The following is a 17744-nucleotide window of genomic DNA, read 5'->3' as shown; positions in this document are numbered from 1 at the left end:
CGGTGTTGGGCCGGTGGAGAGCCAGCCCCACTTCCCACAGGGAGAACATCGATGACCGAGCGCACGCGCGTGGACTTCTACTTCGACCCGGTGTGCCCGTTCGCCTGGATCAGCTCGCGCTGGATCCTCGAGGTCGAGAAGCAGCGCGACCTCGATCTCAACTTCCGCGTGATGAGCCTCGCCGTCCTCAACGAGGGCCGCGACCTGCCGGCGGACTACCGGGAGCTGCTGGAGAAGGCGTGGGGTCCGGTGCGCGTGGCGACCGCGCTCGCCCAGGAGAAGGGCGAGGCGATCCTGCGGGACTTCTACACCGAGTTCGGCACGCGTTACCACAAGCAGGGCGACAAGGACATCCCGTCGGTCACCAAGCAGGCGCTGGAGGCTGTTGGCGCGTCCGCCGACCTGGCCGCGGCGGCCGGGTCGACCGAGTACGACGAGGCCCTGAAGAAGAGCCACCACGAGGGCATGGACCCGGTCGGCATGGACGTCGGCACCCCGACCATCCACATCGACGGGGTGGCGTTCTTCGGCCCGGTGCTGAGCTCGATCCCGCGCGGCGAGGACGCCGTCAAGGTGTTCGACGGCGCCCGCCTGCTGGCCGGTTACTCCGACTTCTACGAGCTCAAGCGCACCCGCAGCGGCGAGCTCAACTTCGACTGAGTTCGTCCCGCTGGGCCGCGACGAACTCGCGTCCCACCGGGTCCCCGTGCCCCGGCACGACCGTGCCGGGGCCCAGGGCGAGCAGGAGGTCCAGCGCGGCGGGCCAGCTCCGCGGATGGGCGTCCGGCCCGATCGAGGGCGGCGCGCCCTGCTCGACGAGGTCACCGGCGAAGAGCACCCCGGCATCCGGCACGTGCACGGCAACGTCGTGGTTGGTGTGCGCCGGGCCGGGGTGGACCAGCTCGACCGTCCGGCCACCGAGGTCGAGTTCGGCACGATCGGTGAGCAGGTGGTCCGGCAGGACCAGGCGCGCGACGGCCAGCCGTGCGGCGCGTTCCGGCTGGCCTTCGTCGTGGAAGCGGCGTGTCCACGCCTCCCGGTCGGCCTCACCTTCGCGCGCCAGGGCGTCCCGGCAACGCTCGTGCGCCCAGATCGGGCAGGGCAGGAAGGCCGCGGTGCCGAAGTGGTGGTCGAAGTGGGCGTGGGTGATCACGACGGTCCACGGCAGGGGAGTGATCCGCCGGACCTCCGCCGCGAATTCCGCGCCCTGCACCTCGTCGCCCCCGGTGTCGATCACCAGGCACCGCTCGTCGCCGACGACCAGGCCGAGCGTCTGGTCGAGGTGCTCGTAGCGGCGGGCGTGCACCCCGTCGGCGAGTTCGAGCCAGGTCATGCCGCCTCCAGCAGATCGCCGACGAGTACCGGGGCCGTCGCGCACGTGGCGGTGGGCGATCAGTTCGCGGCCCGCCGAGCATTCTCGCAGTGCCGCCCGTCCGTGCCACGGCCCCACTCCCGCCTCAGCTCGTGCCCGGCTCGGGCGAAGGTGTCCACACCCCCGGCATGCCGGGGTCCGGCCCGGATGCGAGACTCCAACCCGTGCGCGTCTACTTGGGATCAGACCACGCCGGTTTCGAGCTGAAGAACCACTTGGTCGAGTACTTGAAGGGCCAGGGCCACGAGGTCACCGACATCGGCCCGGCCGTCTACGACGCCGCCGACGACTACCCGGCCTTCTGCATCGAGACCGCCCGCCGCGTGGTGGCCGACGAGGGCAGCCTGGGCATCGTCATCGGCGGTTCGGGCAACGGTGAGCAGATCGCCGCGAACAAGGTGGCGGGCGCCCGGGCGGCGCTGGCCTGGAAGCCGGAGATCGCCGAGCTGGCCCGCCAGCACAACCACGCGCAGCTCATCGGCATCGGCGCCCGCATGCACACCGTCGACGAGGCCACCGCGATCGTCGACGCGTTCCTGTCGACCCCGCCGTCCGAGGACGAGCGGCACGTCCGCCGGATCCAGCAGATGCTCGACTACGAGCGCACCGGCACCCCGCCGCCGCTGCCCCACTGATGCCCGAAGGGCACACCCTCCACCGGCTCGCCCGCCTGCACCAGCGGCGCTACGCGGGCGCACCGGTCGGCGTATCGAGTCCGCAGGGCCGCTTCGCGCGCGAAGCGGCCCTTCTGGACGGTCAGGTCATGCTCCGCGCCGAGGCGTACGGCAAGCACCTGTTCCACGACTTCGGCGCGATCGGGTCCGTGCACGTCCACTTGGGACTGTACGGCACGTTCACCGAGGCGGAGCTGCCGGAAACGCCGCCGGTCGGACAGGTCCGGCTGCGGTTCTCCGGCCGGACACATTGGACGGACCTGCGCGGCCCCACCCGCTGCGAACTGCTGACCCCGGGTGAGGTGGACGCCATCACGGCGCGGCTCGGGCCCGACCCGCTGCGCCGCGACGCCCGCCCGGACGAGGCGTGGCAACGGATCTCCGCGTCCCGCACGTCGATCGCCGCGCTGCTGATGAACCAGTCGGTGATCTCCGGGGTGGGCAACGTGTACCGCGCGGAGGTCTTGTTCCGGCACCGGATCAACCCGATGGTGCCCGGCCGTGCGGTGGATTCCGTGCAGTGGAAGGAGATGTGGGCGGATCTCGTCGCGCTGATGCGCAAGGGCGTGCGGATCGGCCGCATCGACACCGTCGACGACGAGCACCTGCCCGAGGTCACTGGCCGTGCACCGCGGCAGGACCGGCACGGCGGTGAGGTCTACGTCTACCGGCGCACCGGACAGCCCTGCCTGGTGTGCGGCACGCCGATCGCCCACAGCGAGCTGGCCGGACGGAACCTCTACTGGTGCCCGGTCTGCCAGGCGGCGTGACGCAGCGGGCCGGACGTGGTGCCTGGCCCGCTGTTCGCTGATGCGTCAGATGTCGAAGCCGCCGCCGAAGTCCCCGCCGCCGTCGAACCCGCCGAAGTCCCCGCCGCCGTCGAAGCCGCCGCCGTCATACCCGGCGAAGTCCCCGCCGCCGTCGGAGCCCGGGTCACCCGGGTCACCGCCGTCGCCGAAGTCGCCGCCCGCGTCGGCCATCGCGTCCTCCTGGCCGGCGTCGTAACCGGACTCCCAGGCCGCAGCGCTCGCGATACCCGACATGCCGCTGAACATCGCGCTGAACAGCAGCGCCGAGCCCAGCCCCCAGGCGCCCGCGACGAGCGCCGGCTTCCACCACGGCTCGCTGTACCACCCCTGTGGCACCGGACGGCCGGCCACGCGTCCGCCCGGGTAGTAGTACGGCGTCTCGTCACCCGGCTGGGGCGAGGCGTGCAGGCGGCGCCCCTCGACGTCGACGCTGCGTTCCTCGGTGACCTTGCCGGCGCGCTCGCGCTCGACCTCCTCGGGCAGCTTGGGTCCCGGGTCCATGCCCATCGCCTCACGCGCCGCGCGCACGTAGTAGAGGCCCTCCAGCGCGGTCTCCTTGACCAGCTTGGCCTGCTCGGCCGTCTGCGCCTGCTCCAGCTGTGAGCCCGCCGCGTTGTACCGCTCGGACGCGTCCGCCAGCGCCTGCTTCGCCGGCTCGTTCGACCCCACGAGGTTGAGCACCTGGCCGCCCAGGCGCTCCACGAGACGCCGGGCGTCGGCCTTGGCGTCGTCGAGCTGACGCTGCCGCGTCTTGGCCTGGCCCTTGGCGAAGTAGGCGATGCCGCCGACGACGAGGACGAGGAGCACGATCACGGTGATCGCGGTGCCCATGGCTCACTCCAGGTAGTTCGGTGTCTTGAACCGGACAACGCGGACGCCGCCGCAATGGTTCCCGGGCCGCACGGCCACTCGTTCGGGGCCGGTCACCGCGGTTCCGCCGGCAGTGAACACCGGCCCGGGCGCGCTCGATGATCAGTACCGTCGGGACTCATGACGATTGCCACGCGCACGGTCGAGTACCCGGCCGACGGCCTGACGATGATCGGGCACCTCGCGCTTCCGGCTGGTACCGGTCGCAGGCCCGCGGTCCTGGTCGGGCCGGAGGGGCCGGGGCTCAGCGACGTCGAGCGCCGCCACGCCGACGCGCTCGCCGAGCTGGGATACGTGGCACTCGCCTTCGACATCCACGGCGGGCGCTACCTGGCCGACCCGGAGGAGATGCTGGCCCGGTGCATGCCGCTGCTCGCCGACCCGGAGCGGATGCGCGACATCGGTCATGCGGCGCTGAAGGTGCTGAGCGCCGAACCGCGCACCGACCCCGGCCGGGTCGCCGCCATCGGCTACGGCACCGGCGGCGCCATCGGGCTGGAACTCGGGCGCGACGGCGTCGACCTGCGGGCGATCGCGACGGTCAACGCGACAACCACGGGGCGGCCGGGTGAGGCGGCGCGCATCCGCTGCCCGGTGTGGGCCGGGGTCGGCTCGGAAGACCCGATCATGGCACCCGCGCAGCGCGAGGCGTTCGCCGCCGAAATGCAGGACGCGGGCGTCGACTGGCGTCTGGTCGTCTACGGCGGTGCCCTGCACGCCTTCCACCACCCGCCCGTCGACCAGCCGGTGGTTCCCGGCGTCGGCTACCACCCGCGGCACGCGCAGCGAGCCTGGCGTGACGTCGTGGGCGTGCTCGCCGAGTGCCTGCCCGTCACGGAGCGGTCCGCGGAACTCGACGAAAACTAGAACACGTTATAGTCTCGGGGGATGAAGTTCACGCTCTCGGTCGCGATGAACCCCCTCGACCAGTTCACCGAGCTCGCGCGCACCGCGGAGGAATGCGGCTTCTCCGCGATCGCGCTGCCGGACTCGTTGTTCTACTCCGAACACGTGTCCGCGGAGTACCCCTACACCCCGGACGGCAGCCGGTTCTGGACTGCGGACACGCCGTGGGCGGACCCGCTCGTCGCGGTCGCGACGATGGCCGCGGTGACCGAGCGGATCGAGTTCTACACCTCGGTGCTCAAGCTCGGGTCCCGCAACCCGGTGCTGCTCGCGCGGCAGGTCGGGTCGGTCGCGGTGCTGTCCGGTGACCGGTTCGGGCTCGGGCTGGGTGTCGGCTGGTCACCCGAGGAGTTCGAATGGTGCGGTGCGCCGTACGCGAACCGGGGCAAGCGGGTGGACGAGGCGATCGAGGTGCTGCGGCTCATCCTCGGCGGCGGGATGGTCGAATACCACGGGAAGTTCTTCGACTTCGACAAGCTGCAGATGAGCCCAGCGCCGTCGAAACGCGTCCCGTTCTACATCGGCGGCCACACCGAGGTGGCGTTGAAACGTGCGGCGCGCGCGGGCGACGGCTGGTCCTCGGCGATGATGAAGTTCGACGACCTGCGCACCACGATCGCGCGGCTGTCGGAGTTGCGCGCGGAGTACGGGCGGGAGCGGGAGCCGTTCGAGATCCAGGCGGTGTGCATCGACAGGTTCGGGCTGGACGGCTACCGCGAGCAGGGCGAGATCGGGGTCACCGACATCGTCACGCAGCCGTGGGTGTTCGAGGGCATCGGGTTCGGCGATCCGGTCGGGCCGAAGAAGGACGCCATCCGCAGGTTCGCCGACGAGATCATTTCCCGGTTCTGAGGGGGTTCGCGATCATGGGTGTTTCGGTCTGCTGGGACGTCGCGGCGGAGCAGCCCCCGGCACGGGCCGCGTCGTGGCGATCGATGAACGCGACCTGCCGCGGCGCGAAGGACGAGTGGCTGGCGCTGTTCGCCGAAGACGCGGTGGTCGAGGACCCGGTGGGGCCGTCGATGTTCGACGAGGAGGGCCGCGGGCACCACGGGCACGCGGGGATCTCGGCGTTCTGGGACCTGGCGATCGCGAAGGTCGAGCGGTTCGAGTTCGTGATCAAGGATTCGTTCGCGGCGGGCGACGAGGTGGCGAACGTCGGCACGATCACGACGTACCTGCCCGGCGGGTACCGCGTCGACGCCGACGGCGTGTTCGTGTACCGGGTGAACGCCGATGGGCTGGTGATGTCGATGCGCGCGTTCTGGGAGACCGACCGCGCCATGGCAACGGCGCGGCAAGTGGGCGGGTAGCCGTCAGGCGAGGTGGCGCAGCAGGGCTTGGTAGGTCCGCTCCACGTGGCCGTCTTCGACGTGCACGATCCGTGCCCCGGGCCGCGCCGGTATCACCGCCATCAGCCGGTCGTACATCGCCGGCACGTCGTCGAATCCGCGCCCGATCATCTCCTGGGCTTCGACGTGCAGCGGATCGGCCGCGGCACGGGCGCGGTCGGCGAAGCGCCGCACCGTGTTCTCCTTGCTGTCGAGCAGCACCACCTCGTGGAAGGTGGCGCCCACCTCGCGCGCGAGCGACTCGAGTTGTTCGATGAACGGCGGGCGGCCGAGGAACTGCGGGATCACCACGTCGTGCCCGGACGCCAGGTGCGCACGCGCGGCGGCGAGAGCGATTTCGCGCGCGAGCCGGCCTGCGGTGTGCGGATCATCGCGCCACCGCCCGATCAGGCTCCGCACCAGGTCGATGTCCAGGTTCAGCGCCAGCGGATGATCGGTGGCGTACCGCCGGGCGAGCGTCGACTTGCCGCACGCGGGCGGGCCGTTGAGCAGGATCAACGCCGGCACGTCACCGACCGTACCAACGCTGCGCGGTGCCGGGCGGGCCCCGACACGCGGGGCACAAGCCGCTTCGACCCGCACCGGCGGTGCGAACTGGTCGGGATGACAGGATTTGAACCTGCGACCCTCCGCTCCCAAAGCGGATGCGCTACCAAGCTGCGCCACATCCCGGTCGCCCCAGAGGCCGGGGCGGTGCGATCACTCTAGCGCGAGCCGCTAGACTCGCAGACGCGCCCGTGCGATGCGGGTGCATGCGGGCGTAGCTCAATGGTAGAGCCCCAGTCTTCCAAACTGGTGGTGCGGGTTCGATTCCCGTCGCCCGCTCTCTTGCGCACCGGCCCGGGTGTCTGGCACCCGATGATCGGGCTGCCCGCGCACCGGCCTCAGCCGCCGTGCTCGCGGCGTGCCCGGGCTCTCCGTTTGCCCTCGTGCATGGCCTGGACGCGCGCGATCGGAATCGTGCGGCCGTGCTCGATCAGGTCCGCGGGCAGCTCCTGCGGCGCGGGCAGCGACGCGGCCCACGGGTCCTGCCCGTCCAGCAGCCGCAACGCCTCGCGCAGCACGAAATCGGCCGGGGTGACGTTCGTCAGGTCGCTCCACGGCACCGGGAACGACACCGGCAGGCCCGGCCGCACCCGCGGGCTGTACACCGCGACGACCGTCGCCCCGCCGGCGCGCGTCGAGTCGAGGAACACCTTCCCGCCGCGGTCCTCCCGGATGAACGCCGTCGTCGCCAGGTCCGGGTCCAGCTTCTCGGCCCGCGCCGCCAGCGCCCGGGTCGACGCCGCGGCCTGCTCCGCGTCCGCACCGCGCACCGGTACCACGACGTGCACCCCTTTCGCGCCGCTGGTCTTCACCGCACCCGCCAGACCGCAGTCGGCCAGCGCCTGGCGGACCAGCAACGCCGCACGCACGGCCAGGCCGAACGCCGCCGAACCCTCGGGCGGGTCGAGGTCCAGGACCAGGTGCGTGGGCCGGTCCAGCTGCCCCGCGACGGCCAGCGTCGGGTGGTACTCGATCGCCCGCTGGTTGGCGAACCACAGCAGTGTGCGGCGGTCGTTGCACAACCCGTAGGTGACCTGCCGGTGCGAACTCTCCGCCCACAGGCCAACCCGCGGCACCCACTCCGGCGTGTACTTCGGCAGGTTCTTCTGCATGAACGCGTCCTGCCCGCGCAGCAGCCGGATCACCGACAGCGGCCGGTCCCGCAGCGCCGGGAGGATCCGGTCGGCGACCGCGTCCAGGTAGTCGACCAGGTCGCGTTTCGTGGCACCCGCATCGGCGAACAGTGACTGGTCGAGGTTGGTCAACGACACCCCGTCGCGCACCTCAGTGCTGCTCATGGAAACCACTCTCGCGGAAGCGCAGCGCTGGGGCCACTCCTGGGTTTGCCGGAACCCGCGCCGGGGTAGCGCTCCGATGTGGAGACGGGCGAGCGGTACCGGCTGGAGGAGCGGATCGGTGGCGGAGGCAGTGCCGATGTGCACCGCGCCTGGGACAGCGTGGCCGGACGCGAGGTCGCGATCAAGATCTTCCCCGCCGGCGCCACCCGCACGCAGCAGCGGCGGCAGGCGCAGGAGTTCCGCATCCTGGACCGGCTGCGGCACCCCGCTCTGGTGCCGTTGTACGACTCCGGCGTGCGGGACGGGCGCCCGTTCTTCGTGATGCGGCTCGTCGACGGCCCGACCCTCGCGGAACGGATCGCCGAGGGACCCCTCACCGTGGACGAGACGATCGAGCTGGGGGCGCGCCTGGCGGACGCGCTGGCCTACGTGCACCGGGCGGGCATCACGCACCGGGACGTCAAGCCCGCCAACGTGCTGCTCTCCCCGGACGGCGCGGTGCTCGGCGACTTCGGCATCGCGCAGGGCCACGACAGCACACGCTTCACCACGACCGGAACGGTGGTGGGTACCGCCGCGTACATGGCGCCCGAGCAGGTCCGCGGTGACCAGGTCGGTCCTGCTGCGGACGTGTACTCACTCGCGCTGGTCCTGCTCGAATGCCTGTCCGGGCGGCGCGAGTACCCGGGATCGCTGACCGAATCGGCGGTGGCGCGGCTGCTGCGGCCACCGGTCGTGCCGGACGGGCTGCCCGCGCACGTCGCGGATCTGCTGCGCAGGATGGGAGACCGGGATCCGCAGGCGCGACCGCCGGCGCACGAGGTCGCGGCCGTGCTGAGCGGGGTGACGCGCCCGCTGCCCCGTACCCGGCCCCGGCGGCGCCTGCGGGTGGCGGCCGGGTTCGCGTCGACGGCCGCCGCGGCCGCGTGCTCGCTGGTCCTCCTCGGCGGCGCCACCGCCGAAGCCCCGGCCTCCGCCCCGGCCCCGGCCGTGGCCGCGCCGGTGGTCGCTCCGCCGATGACGAGCGACGCCCCGGCGCCGGTCGTGGACACCGCCCCGGCGCGCACCGAGGCGGCGCCCGTGGCGCCGCAGGACTCCCACGTCAAGGGCAACCCGGGCAACGGCAACGGAAACGGCAAGGCCAAGGGGCAGCACAAGAAGCCGCACAAGGGCAGGTGAGCGGCTCACACCGCCTTGCTCATGTGCACCAGAGCCCCGTCGTGGAACGGCTCCTCGCGGTCCACCCGGTAGCCCAGCCGCCGGTAGAAGCGGATGTTCTCGGTGAACAGGGCGTTGGTGTAGAGCTGCACGCCGGGCAGGCCCATCGTCTGCGCCACCAGGTCGGCGTGCCGCATCAGCAGCCGCCCGTAGCCCGCACCCTGAGCCGACGGCCGCACCGCCACGTTCTCGATCAGCAGGTGGTCCACCGCGGGGATCATTTCGATCAACGCGACCAGTTCGTCGTCGTCGTAGAGCAGGTCGATCTGGTGGGCGGTCACGGCCTGCCGGTAGTCGGCCTGCATCGGGAGGGGTTCCCGCCGGATCAGGTCCACCCACTTGGCGTAGGCGGCGTGGACCAGCTCGCGGATCGCGGCGGCGTCATCGGGCGTCGCGCGGCGGAAGAGGTACTTGTGGTGCGGCATTTCTCCTCCTTCGCGGCCTGGCGGTTGCCCGTGGACCTCGGGGGGTACCCGGTGCTCGCACGAACAGCCGAGCATCAGGAGAGCGTATGGCGCAGCACGCCGGAATCCGGGACCTCGCCGCCGCGGGCCGTGCCGAGGCGGACACCTACCGCGGGTCCAACGATCGTCCGCTGGGCGGCTACCTGGTCGTCATGCTCGTCTACACCTCGCTCGTTGCGGCGGCGGCGGTCGCGGCGGCCGTCACCGGCCGGAGACTCCCGCGGGACCTGCGTGTTTCCGATATCGTCCTGACCGCGATGGCTACCCACAAGCTGGCCCGCACCCTCAGCAAGGACGCCGTCACCAGCCCACTGCGCGCCCCGTTCACCCGATACGCTGACACCGGCGGTCCGGCCGAGGTGATGGAAGAAGTGCGCAAGCCCTCCGGGCTCCGGCACAGCATCGGTGAACTGCTCACCTGCCCGTTCTGCCTGGACATGTGGGTGGTGACCGCGTTCACGATCGGCCACGTCTTCGCGCCCCGGCTCACCCGGCTGGTCACGGCCGCGCTGTCCGCCCTGACCGGTGCCGACTTCCTGCAGCTGGCGTACGCGAAGGCGCAGCAGATCGCGGAGGGCTGAGTCCCGGGTGTCGCAGCGGAGCAGCAGGGGTACTCGCACCGCGGACAGGAGGTGCGATGACTGAGCTGATGACCCGTGAGGACGTCCCGGGCACCCTCGAGGTGCACGACCCGGCCAGTGGCGAGCTGGTGGGACGTGTCACCGCCGCCACCGAGCAGGAGGTCGCCGGTGCGGTGCGCGCCGCGCGTGCGGCGTTCGCGGTGTGGGCGCGCACGCCGGCGGGCGAGCGCGCGGAGGCGCTCAAGGCCGCGGCGAAGGAGCTGCGCGAGCGAGCGGACGAGCTGGCGGAGATGAACACGCGGGAGACCGGCAAACTGCCGGACGACGCGCGCGGTGGGGTGCTCGCCGGTGCCGGCACGCTGGAGCAGTACGCGGAGCTCGGACCGGCGCACCGAGGGCGCAGCTTGCAGGGGGGCTGGGACGCGACGGACCTGATGGTCCCCGGACCCCGCGGCGTGGTGGTGGCGCTGACCCCGTGGAACGATCCGGTCGCGGTCGCCTGCGGGCTGCTGGGTGCGGCGCTGGCGACCGGGAACGTCGTCGTGCACAAGCCGAGCGAGCGGTGCCCGCACGTCGGGCGGATGCTCAGCGAGCTGATCGCCCGTCACCTGCCGCTGGACGTCTTGCAGTGCCTGGACGGCGACGGTTCCGTGGGTGCGTGGCTCGCGGAGTGCGACGGCGTGGATGTGATCGCGCACGTGGGCAGCACCGCGACCGGGCGGTCGGTGGCCGCCGCGGCGGCGCGGACCGGGGCGAAGGTGCTGCTGGAGAACGGCGGGAACGACGCGTTGATCGTGGACGCCGACGTCGATCCGCGGTTGGCGGCGTCGCAGGCCGCGGTGGGTGCGTTCGCCAACGCCGGGCAGATCTGCGTGTCCGTGGAGCGGATCTACGTGCACCGCGACCTCGCGCGCGAGTTCCTGGATGCCCTGGCCGAGGAGGCCCGCAAGCGGCCCACCGAGGTCCCGATGGGCCCGCTGGTGGACGAGCGTCAGCGCGCGCACGTGCACGACCAGGTCCGCGATGCCGTCGAGCGGGGCGCGCAGGTGCTGGCCGGCGGCACGCTGCCGGACGGACCGGGCGCGTACTACCCGGCAACGGTGCTGGCCGGGTGCACCCGGTCGATGCGGGTGATGACGGAGGAGACGTTCGGGCCGGTCGCGCCGGTGCAGGTGGTCGGCGACTTCGACGAGGCGCTGGCGGAGGCGGCCGACGACCGGTACGGCCTGACCGCGACCGTGCTGACGAATTCGATGGCGCACGCCCAGCGCGCGTGGCGCGAGCTGCCGGTCGGGACGGTGAAGGTGAACGACGTCTTCGGTGGCGCGCCCGCCGGAGCGGCCCATCCGCGCAATGCCAGCGGTGAGGGTTTCGGGTACGGACCGGAACTGCTGGACGAGATGACCGTGACGAAGGTCGTCCACATCGGACTGGCCGGCGGATGAACCCGGCGCGCGGGGAGCCGTCGCGCTCCCCGCGCGCCTACGCCGACTCGCGGCGGGTCAGCGACACCGGGAGCACCTGGCGGCGCGGCCGCAGCGTCTCCCCGGCCAGCAGTGCCGTCAGCGTCGCCACCATGCGGCGCACCTGGGCTGCCGGGTCCTGGTGGACCGTGGTCAGCGGCGGGTTCATCGCCGCGGCCAGCGCCGGGTGGTCGTCGAACCCCACCACGGCCACGTCCGCGGGAACGCGCCGCCCGGCTGCGCTCAGCGACCGCAGCACCCCGGCCGCCATCACGTCGCTCGCCACGAACACCGCGTCGAGGCCGGGCTGCCGGGCCAGCAGCCGGTCCATCGCCTCCCGGCCGCCGTCGAGCGTGAAGTCCGCCTCCTCGGCCAGGCCGGTCGTGTCCAGGCCGGCGTCGGCGAGCGTCCGGCGCCAGCCGGCCAGCCGGTGCACCGCCGCGGTCTGGTCCTGCGGCCCGGCGACCGTCGCGATCCGGCGGCGGCCCAGGCTCACCAGGTGCTCCACCGCCAGCCGGGCGCCGGACTCGTTGTCGAAGTCGATCACGTGCACCCCGCGCGCCACTCCGCCGGCGGGACCGCCGAACACCACCGGCAGCCGCAGCAACCGCAGCGCGCGGGGGAGCGGGTCCGACTGGTGCGGGGCGAACACCAGCGCGCCGTCCACGTGGCCGCCCTCCAGGAACCGCAACGTCCGCGTCAGGTCGTCGCGCCCGTCGCAGAACATCAGCACCATCTGGATGCCCGACGCGGCCAGTTCGCGGTACCCGGCGCGCATGACCGCCGTCCGGTACGGGTCGCCGAGCAGGGCCTCTTCCGGCTCCGACAGCACCACCGCCACCGCGCCGGTGCGGCGCGTCACCAGTGACCGCGCCGCCTGGTTCGGCGAGTAGCCCAGGTCGCGGACCGCCGCACGCACCGCCTCGCGCGCGCGGGCGCTGACGTTCGGGTCGTCGTTGAGCACCCGCGAGGCCGTGGATCGGGACACCCCGGCGAAGGCGGCCACGTCCTCCAGCGTCGGACGGCCGTCGTGGTTGCCGTGTGCGGTCACCGGGTCACCTTCCGCCAAGCCTGGGAGCGCTTCCAAGAATAGCGCACCTTGACACGGCTCGTGACTGGGGACACACTCAAGCTCGTTCTGGGAGCGCTCCCAAAATCCTTCTCCCTCGAACCCCACGAGCAAGGGAATCGACGTGCGACACCTTCACAAGGGCGTGAGCCTCGCGATCGGACTCGCGGTGCTGGGCGCGAGCCTGGCCGCCTGCGGTGGCGGCGGGACCGCCGGGTCCGCCGGCAACGGCCCGATCGAGCTGTCCATCGGCACCTTCACCGAGTTCGGCTACGAGAACCTGATCCCGGAGTACGAACGCCTCCACCCCGGCATCAAGATCACCCACCACAAGACCGGCGAGGGCGGGCCCTACCACCAGAACCTGATCACCAAGCTGGCCGCGGGCAACGGGCTGGAGGACGTGGTCGCGGTCGAGGAGGGCCACTTCTCCGACATCATCGACAAGTCGTCCAAGTTCAACGACCTCACCGCGATCGGGCCCGCGGACGCGACCCCGGACCGGTGGCTGACCTGGAAGTACGAGGCCGGCAAGGACCGCGACGGCCGGCTCATCGGCTACGGCACCGACATCGGCCCGCTCGCCCTGTGCTACCGCACGGACCTGCTGCAGGCAGCCGGGCTGCCGTCGGACCCCGAGGGCGTCAAGACGCTGTTCGCCAGCTGGGACTCCTACTTCGCCGCGGGCGATGAGTACGTGGCGCGCACCGGCGGCAAGGCGTGGTTCGACGCGTCCTCGCAGCTGTACAACTCCATGGTCAACCAGCTCGACACGGGATACCTCGACCGCTCCGACAAGCTGACCATCGAGACCAACCCGGGCATCAAGGCGGCCTGGGACCGCATCACCGGCGCCATCCGGCACGGGCAGTCCGCGAAGCTCATCGCGTTCGGCAACGAGTGGAAAACCGGTTTCCAGCAGGGCACCTTCGCCACCACCGTCTGTCCATCGTGGATGCTCGGGGTGGTCGAGGAGAACGCCGGACCGGGCAACGCCGGCAAGTGGGCGGTCACCGACGCCTTCCCCAACGGCGGCGGCAACTGGGGCGGTTCGTACCTGACCGTGCCCAAGCAGAGCAAGCACCCGAAGGAGGCGGCGGAGCTGGCGGCGTGGCTTACCGCGCCGGAGCAGCAACTCAAGGCGTTCCAGGCACGCGGCAACTTCCCCAGCCAGGTGCAGGCGCTGACCTCACCGCAACTGCTGCAGCAGACCGAGCCCTACTTCGGCGACGCCAAGGTCGGCCAGCTCTACGCCGATCAGGCCAGGAAGGTGACGCGGGCGCAGTACAAGGGCCCCGGGGACGGTCAGATCCAGGAGAACGTCACCAGCCCGGCGTTGCAGGCGGTCGAGCAGGGGACGCCGCCGGACCAGGCGTGGCAGCAGGTGGTCGACGGCGCCAAGAAGATCGTGAAGTGAGCCGAGGGGGAGCGGGCCGATGACCACCGTGGCCGAACAGCTCCCGCGGCAGGATTCGCCGCGGGAACCGGCGAAACCGTCGCTGCGGCACCGGTTGTCGCGCTGGGACGTGAAGTTCTCGCCGTACCTCTACATCGCACCGTTCTTCGTGGTGTTCGGCCTCACCGGCCTGTTCCCCCTGCTCTACACCGGCTACGTGTCGTTGTTCGACTGGGAGGTCGGCGACGACGACCCGAAGTTCATCGGGCTGGCGAACTTCACGGCCCTGCTCGGCGACCCGCAGTTCTGGAACGCCGTCGGCAACACGATCTCGATATTCCTGCTCTCCAGCGTGCCGCAGGTGATCATCGCGGTCCTGCTGGCGGCACTGCTGTCGCTGCGCCTGCGGTTCCCGGCCGGCTGGCGGGTCGGGATCCTGCTGCCGTACTCGGCCAGCCTGGTCGCGCTCGGCATCATCTTCGCCAACCTGTTCGGCCCCCGCTACGGGCTGGTGAACGCGATGCTGGAGGCGGTGGGGCTGGACCGGGTGGAGTGGCAGGCCAACCGGTTCGCCAGCCACCTGGCCATCGCCACGATGGTGAACTGGCGCTGGACCGGTTACAACGCCCTGATCGTGCTCGCGGCGATGCAGGCGCTGCCGCGGGACGTGTACGAGGCGGCGGTGGTCGACGGCGCGGGCGCGGTCCGCCGGTTCTTCTCGATCACCCTGCCCATGCTGCGGCCCACGTTGATCTTCGTGGTGGTCACCTCGACGATCGGCGGGCTGCAGATCTTCACCGAGCCCAAGCTGTTCGACGCGATGCCGGGGTCGAACAACGGCGGTTCGCAGCACCAGTTCCAGACGCTGACGCTGTACCTGTACCAGTCCGCGTTCGAGGGCTTCGACCTCGGGTACGCGTCGGCGATCGCGTGGCTGCTGTTCCTGCTGATCGTGCTCATCGCGCTGGTCAACTTCCTGATCACCCGGCGGCTCGCCACGACGACGGGACCGAAACGATGACCGCACTGGGACTGCGCTCGCGCCGCGGCAGCTCGCGCTTCTTCGTCTACGCCACGCTGGTCGCGTTCGTCCTCGGCTCGCTGTTCCCGTTCTACTGGTCGTTCCTGGTGGCCAGCCGCGACACCGGGATGCTGTCCGACCACCTGCCGCCGGTGCTGCCGGGCGGGAACTTCTGGTCCAACGCCGGCCGGGTGTTCGACTCGGTGCCGTTCTGGAGAGCGCTGGGCAACAGCGTCATCGTCTCCGGCACGGTCACGGTGACGACGGTGCTGTTCTCGGCACTGGCCGGGTTCGCCTTCGCCAAGATGCGTTTCCGCGGCTCGAACGGGTTGTTCGCGTTCATCGTCGTCACGCTCGCGGTGCCCACGCAGCTCGGCGTGATCCCGCTGTTCATCATGATGTCCGAGCTGGGCTGGGCCGGGCACGTGCAGGCGGTGATCGTGCCGAACCTCGTCACCGCGTTCGGCGTGTTCTGGATGCGCCAGTACATAGTGGACGCCGTGCCCTACGAGCTGATCGAGGCGGCGCGGGTGGACGGGTGCAGCGTGTTCGGCACCTTCGTGCACGTCTGCCTGCCCGCGATCCGCCCGGCAGCCGCGGTGCTCGCGATGTTCACGTTCATGATGTCGTGGAACGACTTCCTGTGGCCGCTGATCGTGCTCGACGCCGGCAACCCCACCGTGCAGGTGGCGCTGGAGAAGCTGCAGAGCGGCCACTACGTCGACTATTCGCTGGTGCTGGCCGGGACCACGCTGGCGACCATTCCGGTTCTGATCGTCTTCCTGCTGCTCGGCCGCCAGATCGTGGCCGGGATCATGCAGGGCGCGGTGAAAGGGTGAGCATGTCGGTTGTGGGCGAAGAGGTCACCGCGGGGCTGGAGTTCCCGCCCGGGTTCGCGTGGGGAGTCAGCACGGCGGCCTTCCAGATCGAGGGCGCGACCACTGTGGACGGTCGCACCGAGTCGATCTGGGACGCGTTCTGCCGCCGTCCGGGCGCGGTGGCGGGAGGCGACACCGGGGAACCGGCGGCCGACCACTACCACCGGTTCCCCGAGGACGTGGCGCTGATGGCCGAGCTGGGCGTCGGGGTGTACCGGTTCTCGCTGGCCTGGTCCCGGGTCCGGCCGGACGGGGGCGCACCGAACCCGGAGGGGCTGGACTTCTACGAGCGGCTGGTGGATTCGTTGCTGGAGCGGGGAATCACCCCGTGGGCGACGCTGTACCACTTCGACCTGCCGCAGGCGCTGGAGGAGCGCGGCGGCTGGGCGTCGCGGGACACCGCGTACCGGTTCGCCGAGTTCGCGGCCACCGCCGCCGACCGGCTCGGCGACCGGGTGCCGTTCTGGTCGACGCTGAACGAACCGTGGTGCTCGGCCTTTCTCGGGTACGCCCGTGGTCTGCACGCGCCCGGACGGCGGGAACCGCGGGCGGCGGTCGCGGCGGCGCACCACCTGCTGCTCGCGCACGGCCTCGGGCTGGCCGAGATCCGGCGCGCCGCGGACGTCCAGGCCGGGATCACCCTGAACCTGTACCCGGTGCGGGCGGCTTCCGGCTCGGCCGCGGACACCGACGCCGCGCGCCGCGTGGACGGGCTGCAGAACCGGCTGTTCCTGGACCCGGTGCTGCGCGGGCGGTACCCGGACGACCTGCTGGCGGACCTGGAGCCGTTCGGCCTGGGCTCCCACGTCCGCGACGGCGACCTGGCGCTGATCGGTGCGCCCATCGACCAGATGGGCATCAACTACTACCGCGGCTACGAGGTCACCGCCTCGCTGCGGCCGGGGGTGGAGCCGGGCGGGCTGGAGTGGGTCGGCGCGGACGGCGTCGGGTTCGTGCCCGACGCCGCGGCCTCGGTGACCCACTCGGGATGGTCCGTGCAGCCGGACGGGCTGACCGAGACGCTCGTGCGGGTGCACCGGGAGTACCCGGCGGTTCCGTTGTACGTCACGGAGAACGGCGCGGCATACGACGATGCGGTGCGGCCGGACGGGTGGATCGACGACACCGACCGGGTCGAGTTCCTGGCCGCCCACCTGCGTGCCGCGCACGCAGCGCTCGCGCAGGGCGTGGACCTGCGCGGGTTCTCGTACTGGTCGCTGCTGGACAACTTCGAATGGGCCGAGGGCTACTCGAAACGGTTCGGGCTGGTGCACGTCGACTACCGCACGCAGGTCCGCACCCCGAAGCGGAGCGCGCACTTCTACGCGCAGGTGATCCGGGACAACGCGGTGCCGCCGGTGCGGGGGTGACGGTGCTACGTCTCGTCGGCCAGCAGGCGGTGCTGTTCGACGAGCCACCCGTCGAACGCGACGGACGCGCGGATCCAGGTCGCGGTGCTGGTGGCGAAGTGCTCGAGGGTGACGCCGGCGCCGATCAGCATCACCGCCTCACCGACCAGCGTGACCGCGCCGTCGTCGCCGGTGTAGCTGTAGACCTTCGGCCACAGACTCCGGCGGTTCCAGTCGTCGACGAGTTCCAGCAGGTGCGGCTTGGCCTCGATCGCGTGGCGGCGGTCGTAGAAGGTGCGGACGGCGAACGAATGTCCCTCGTCCGGACCGCGGAGCATGAAGTACATCCGGAAGTGCTCGAACGGGACGCCGAGATCACCGTCTTCGTCGAGGACGTACTCCAGCTCCAGGTTGTTCAGCAGCTTCTCGACGAGGGCCTGATCGGGGACGACGATCTCCGTGGTCATTCCGCAGATTC

20 protein-coding genes and 2 tRNA genes are annotated in these 17744 nt (G+C 71.4%); 14 read left to right on the top strand and 8 right to left on the bottom strand.

Annotated features, from left to right (window positions below):
• Nucleotides 1-51 precede the first annotated feature (51 nt).
• Complete coding sequence (locus FHX46_RS21535) at nt 52-660, top strand: mycothiol-dependent nitroreductase Rv2466c family protein (RefSeq protein WP_167098322.1); 609 nt, start codon at nt 52-54, stop codon at nt 658-660.
• On the opposite strand, the gene FHX46_RS21530 is transcribed toward FHX46_RS21535, so the two are convergent.
• On the bottom strand, nt 647-1333 hold the full coding sequence (locus FHX46_RS21530; RefSeq protein ID WP_167118061.1) for an MBL fold metallo-hydrolase: 687 nt from the start codon (nt 1331-1333) through the stop codon (nt 647-649). The two genes, FHX46_RS21535 and FHX46_RS21530, sit on opposite strands and share 14 nt — an antisense overlap.
• Nucleotides 1334-1536: 203 nt before the next feature.
• Between FHX46_RS21530 and FHX46_RS21525 the strand changes: the two genes are divergently transcribed.
• Both FHX46_RS21525 and FHX46_RS21520 read left to right on the top strand, forming a co-directional pair.
• Nucleotides 1537-2007, top strand: a complete 471-nt coding sequence (locus FHX46_RS21525) for a ribose-5-phosphate isomerase (RefSeq protein ID WP_313886214.1) — start codon at nt 1537-1539, stop codon at nt 2005-2007.
• Nucleotides 2007-2816, top strand: coding sequence for an Fpg/Nei family DNA glycosylase (locus tag FHX46_RS21520; protein ID WP_167118055.1), 810 nt, complete (start codon nt 2007-2009; stop codon nt 2814-2816). Before FHX46_RS21525 ends, FHX46_RS21520 begins: the two co-directional genes overlap by 1 nt.
• A gap of 45 nt (nt 2817-2861) precedes the next feature.
• Here the strand turns inward: FHX46_RS21520 and FHX46_RS21515 are convergent, their stop codons facing one another.
• Nucleotides 2862-3686 carry a hypothetical protein gene (locus tag FHX46_RS21515; RefSeq protein WP_167118052.1) on the bottom strand — a complete coding sequence of 275 codons (825 nt, stop codon included), beginning with the start codon at nt 3684-3686 and terminating at the stop codon, nt 2862-2864.
• Nucleotides 3687-3845: 159 nt separating this feature from the next.
• On the opposite strand from FHX46_RS21515, the gene FHX46_RS21510 reads away from it, so the two are divergent.
• The 3 genes from FHX46_RS21510 to FHX46_RS21500 are packed head-to-tail and all read left to right on the top strand — an operon-like array spanning nt 3846 to nt 5944.
• Nucleotides 3846-4592 carry a dienelactone hydrolase family protein gene (locus FHX46_RS21510; RefSeq protein ID WP_167118048.1) on the top strand — a complete coding sequence of 249 codons (747 nt, stop codon included), beginning with the start codon at nt 3846-3848 and terminating at the stop codon, nt 4590-4592.
• A gap of 21 nt (nt 4593-4613) precedes the next feature.
• Nucleotides 4614-5483, top strand: a complete 870-nt coding sequence (locus tag FHX46_RS21505; protein WP_167118045.1) for an LLM class F420-dependent oxidoreductase — start codon at nt 4614-4616, stop codon at nt 5481-5483.
• Between the two features lie 14 nt (nt 5484-5497).
• The gene (locus FHX46_RS21500; protein WP_167118042.1) at nt 5498-5944 is read left to right on the top strand and encodes a nuclear transport factor 2 family protein; all 447 of its coding nucleotides are present in this window, start codon (nt 5498-5500) and stop codon (nt 5942-5944) included.
• A gap of 3 nt (nt 5945-5947) precedes the next feature.
• Here FHX46_RS21500 and FHX46_RS21495 read toward each other — a convergent pair whose 3' ends face one another.
• The gene (locus FHX46_RS21495) at nt 5948-6490 is read right to left on the bottom strand and encodes an AAA family ATPase (protein WP_167118039.1); all 543 of its coding nucleotides are present in this window, start codon (nt 6488-6490) and stop codon (nt 5948-5950) included.
• An 88-nt stretch (nt 6491-6578) separates the two neighbouring features.
• Nucleotides 6579-6655: transfer RNA gene (locus FHX46_RS21490), tRNA-Pro, on the bottom strand.
• An 82-nt stretch (nt 6656-6737) separates the two neighbouring features.
• Between FHX46_RS21490 and FHX46_RS21485 the strand changes: the two genes are divergently transcribed.
• Nucleotides 6738-6808 (top strand) — tRNA-Gly (locus FHX46_RS21485).
• A 59-nt stretch (nt 6809-6867) separates the two neighbouring features.
• Here the strand turns inward: FHX46_RS21485 and FHX46_RS21480 are convergent.
• Complete coding sequence (locus FHX46_RS21480; protein WP_167118036.1) at nt 6868-7827, bottom strand: DNA polymerase domain-containing protein; 960 nt, start codon at nt 7825-7827, stop codon at nt 6868-6870.
• Nucleotides 7828-7905: 78 nt separating this feature from the next.
• Here FHX46_RS21480 and FHX46_RS21475 point away from each other — a divergent pair, with 78 nt between their 5' ends.
• The gene (locus FHX46_RS21475; protein WP_167118032.1) at nt 7906-9006 is read left to right on the top strand and encodes a serine/threonine-protein kinase; all 1101 of its coding nucleotides are present in this window, start codon (nt 7906-7908) and stop codon (nt 9004-9006) included.
• 5 nt (nt 9007-9011) lie between these two features.
• Here the strand turns inward: FHX46_RS21475 and FHX46_RS21470 are convergent, their stop codons facing one another.
• The gene (locus tag FHX46_RS21470) at nt 9012-9470 is read right to left on the bottom strand and encodes a GNAT family N-acetyltransferase (protein WP_167118030.1); all 459 of its coding nucleotides are present in this window, start codon (nt 9468-9470) and stop codon (nt 9012-9014) included.
• An 86-nt stretch (nt 9471-9556) separates the two neighbouring features.
• Between FHX46_RS21470 and FHX46_RS21465 the strand changes: the two genes are divergently transcribed.
• On the top strand, nt 9557-10090 hold the full coding sequence (locus tag FHX46_RS21465) for a DUF1360 domain-containing protein (protein ID WP_167118028.1): 534 nt from the start codon (nt 9557-9559) through the stop codon (nt 10088-10090).
• A gap of 56 nt (nt 10091-10146) precedes the next feature.
• Nucleotides 10147-11535 carry an aldehyde dehydrogenase family protein gene (locus tag FHX46_RS21460; protein WP_167118027.1) on the top strand — a complete coding sequence of 463 codons (1389 nt, stop codon included), beginning with the start codon at nt 10147-10149 and terminating at the stop codon, nt 11533-11535.
• Nucleotides 11536-11572: 37 nt separating this feature from the next.
• On the opposite strand, the gene FHX46_RS21455 is transcribed toward FHX46_RS21460, so the two are convergent.
• Nucleotides 11573-12568: a LacI family DNA-binding transcriptional regulator gene (locus tag FHX46_RS21455; RefSeq protein ID WP_167121604.1), complete on the bottom strand. Its 996-nt coding sequence runs from the start codon at nt 12566-12568 to the stop codon at nt 11573-11575.
• A 178-nt stretch (nt 12569-12746) separates the two neighbouring features.
• Here FHX46_RS21455 and FHX46_RS21450 point away from each other — a divergent pair, with 178 nt between their 5' ends.
• The 4 genes from FHX46_RS21450 to FHX46_RS21435 are packed head-to-tail and all read left to right on the top strand — an operon-like array spanning nt 12747 to nt 17287.
• Entirely contained in the window at nt 12747-14039 is a 1293-nt protein-coding gene (locus tag FHX46_RS21450) for an ABC transporter substrate-binding protein (protein ID WP_167118025.1), read from the top strand.
• Between the two features lie 19 nt (nt 14040-14058).
• A complete protein-coding gene (locus tag FHX46_RS21445; RefSeq protein WP_167118023.1) occupies nt 14059-15039 on the top strand; it encodes a carbohydrate ABC transporter permease in 981 nt (326 codons plus the stop codon).
• The gene (locus FHX46_RS21440; RefSeq protein WP_167118020.1) at nt 15036-15878 is read left to right on the top strand and encodes a carbohydrate ABC transporter permease; all 843 of its coding nucleotides are present in this window, start codon (nt 15036-15038) and stop codon (nt 15876-15878) included. The genes FHX46_RS21445 and FHX46_RS21440 overlap by 4 nt, the downstream gene beginning before the upstream one ends.
• A 2-nt stretch (nt 15879-15880) precedes the next feature.
• Entirely contained in the window at nt 15881-17287 is a 1407-nt protein-coding gene (locus tag FHX46_RS21435) for a GH1 family beta-glucosidase (protein ID WP_167121603.1), read from the top strand.
• Nucleotides 17288-17292: 5 nt separating this feature from the next.
• On the opposite strand, the gene FHX46_RS21430 is transcribed toward FHX46_RS21435, so the two are convergent.
• Nucleotides 17293-17733, bottom strand: a complete 441-nt coding sequence (locus FHX46_RS21430) for a type III secretion system chaperone family protein (RefSeq protein WP_167118018.1) — start codon at nt 17731-17733, stop codon at nt 17293-17295.
• Between the last annotated feature and the right edge of the window lie 11 nt (nt 17734-17744).

It is taken from the genome of Amycolatopsis viridis, from assembly GCF_011758765.1.
In the GTDB taxonomy this organism is placed as follows: Bacteria; Actinomycetota; Actinomycetes; order Mycobacteriales; family Pseudonocardiaceae; genus Amycolatopsis_E; species Amycolatopsis_E viridis.
This window is presented reverse-complemented; position numbering and strand designations above follow the sequence as displayed.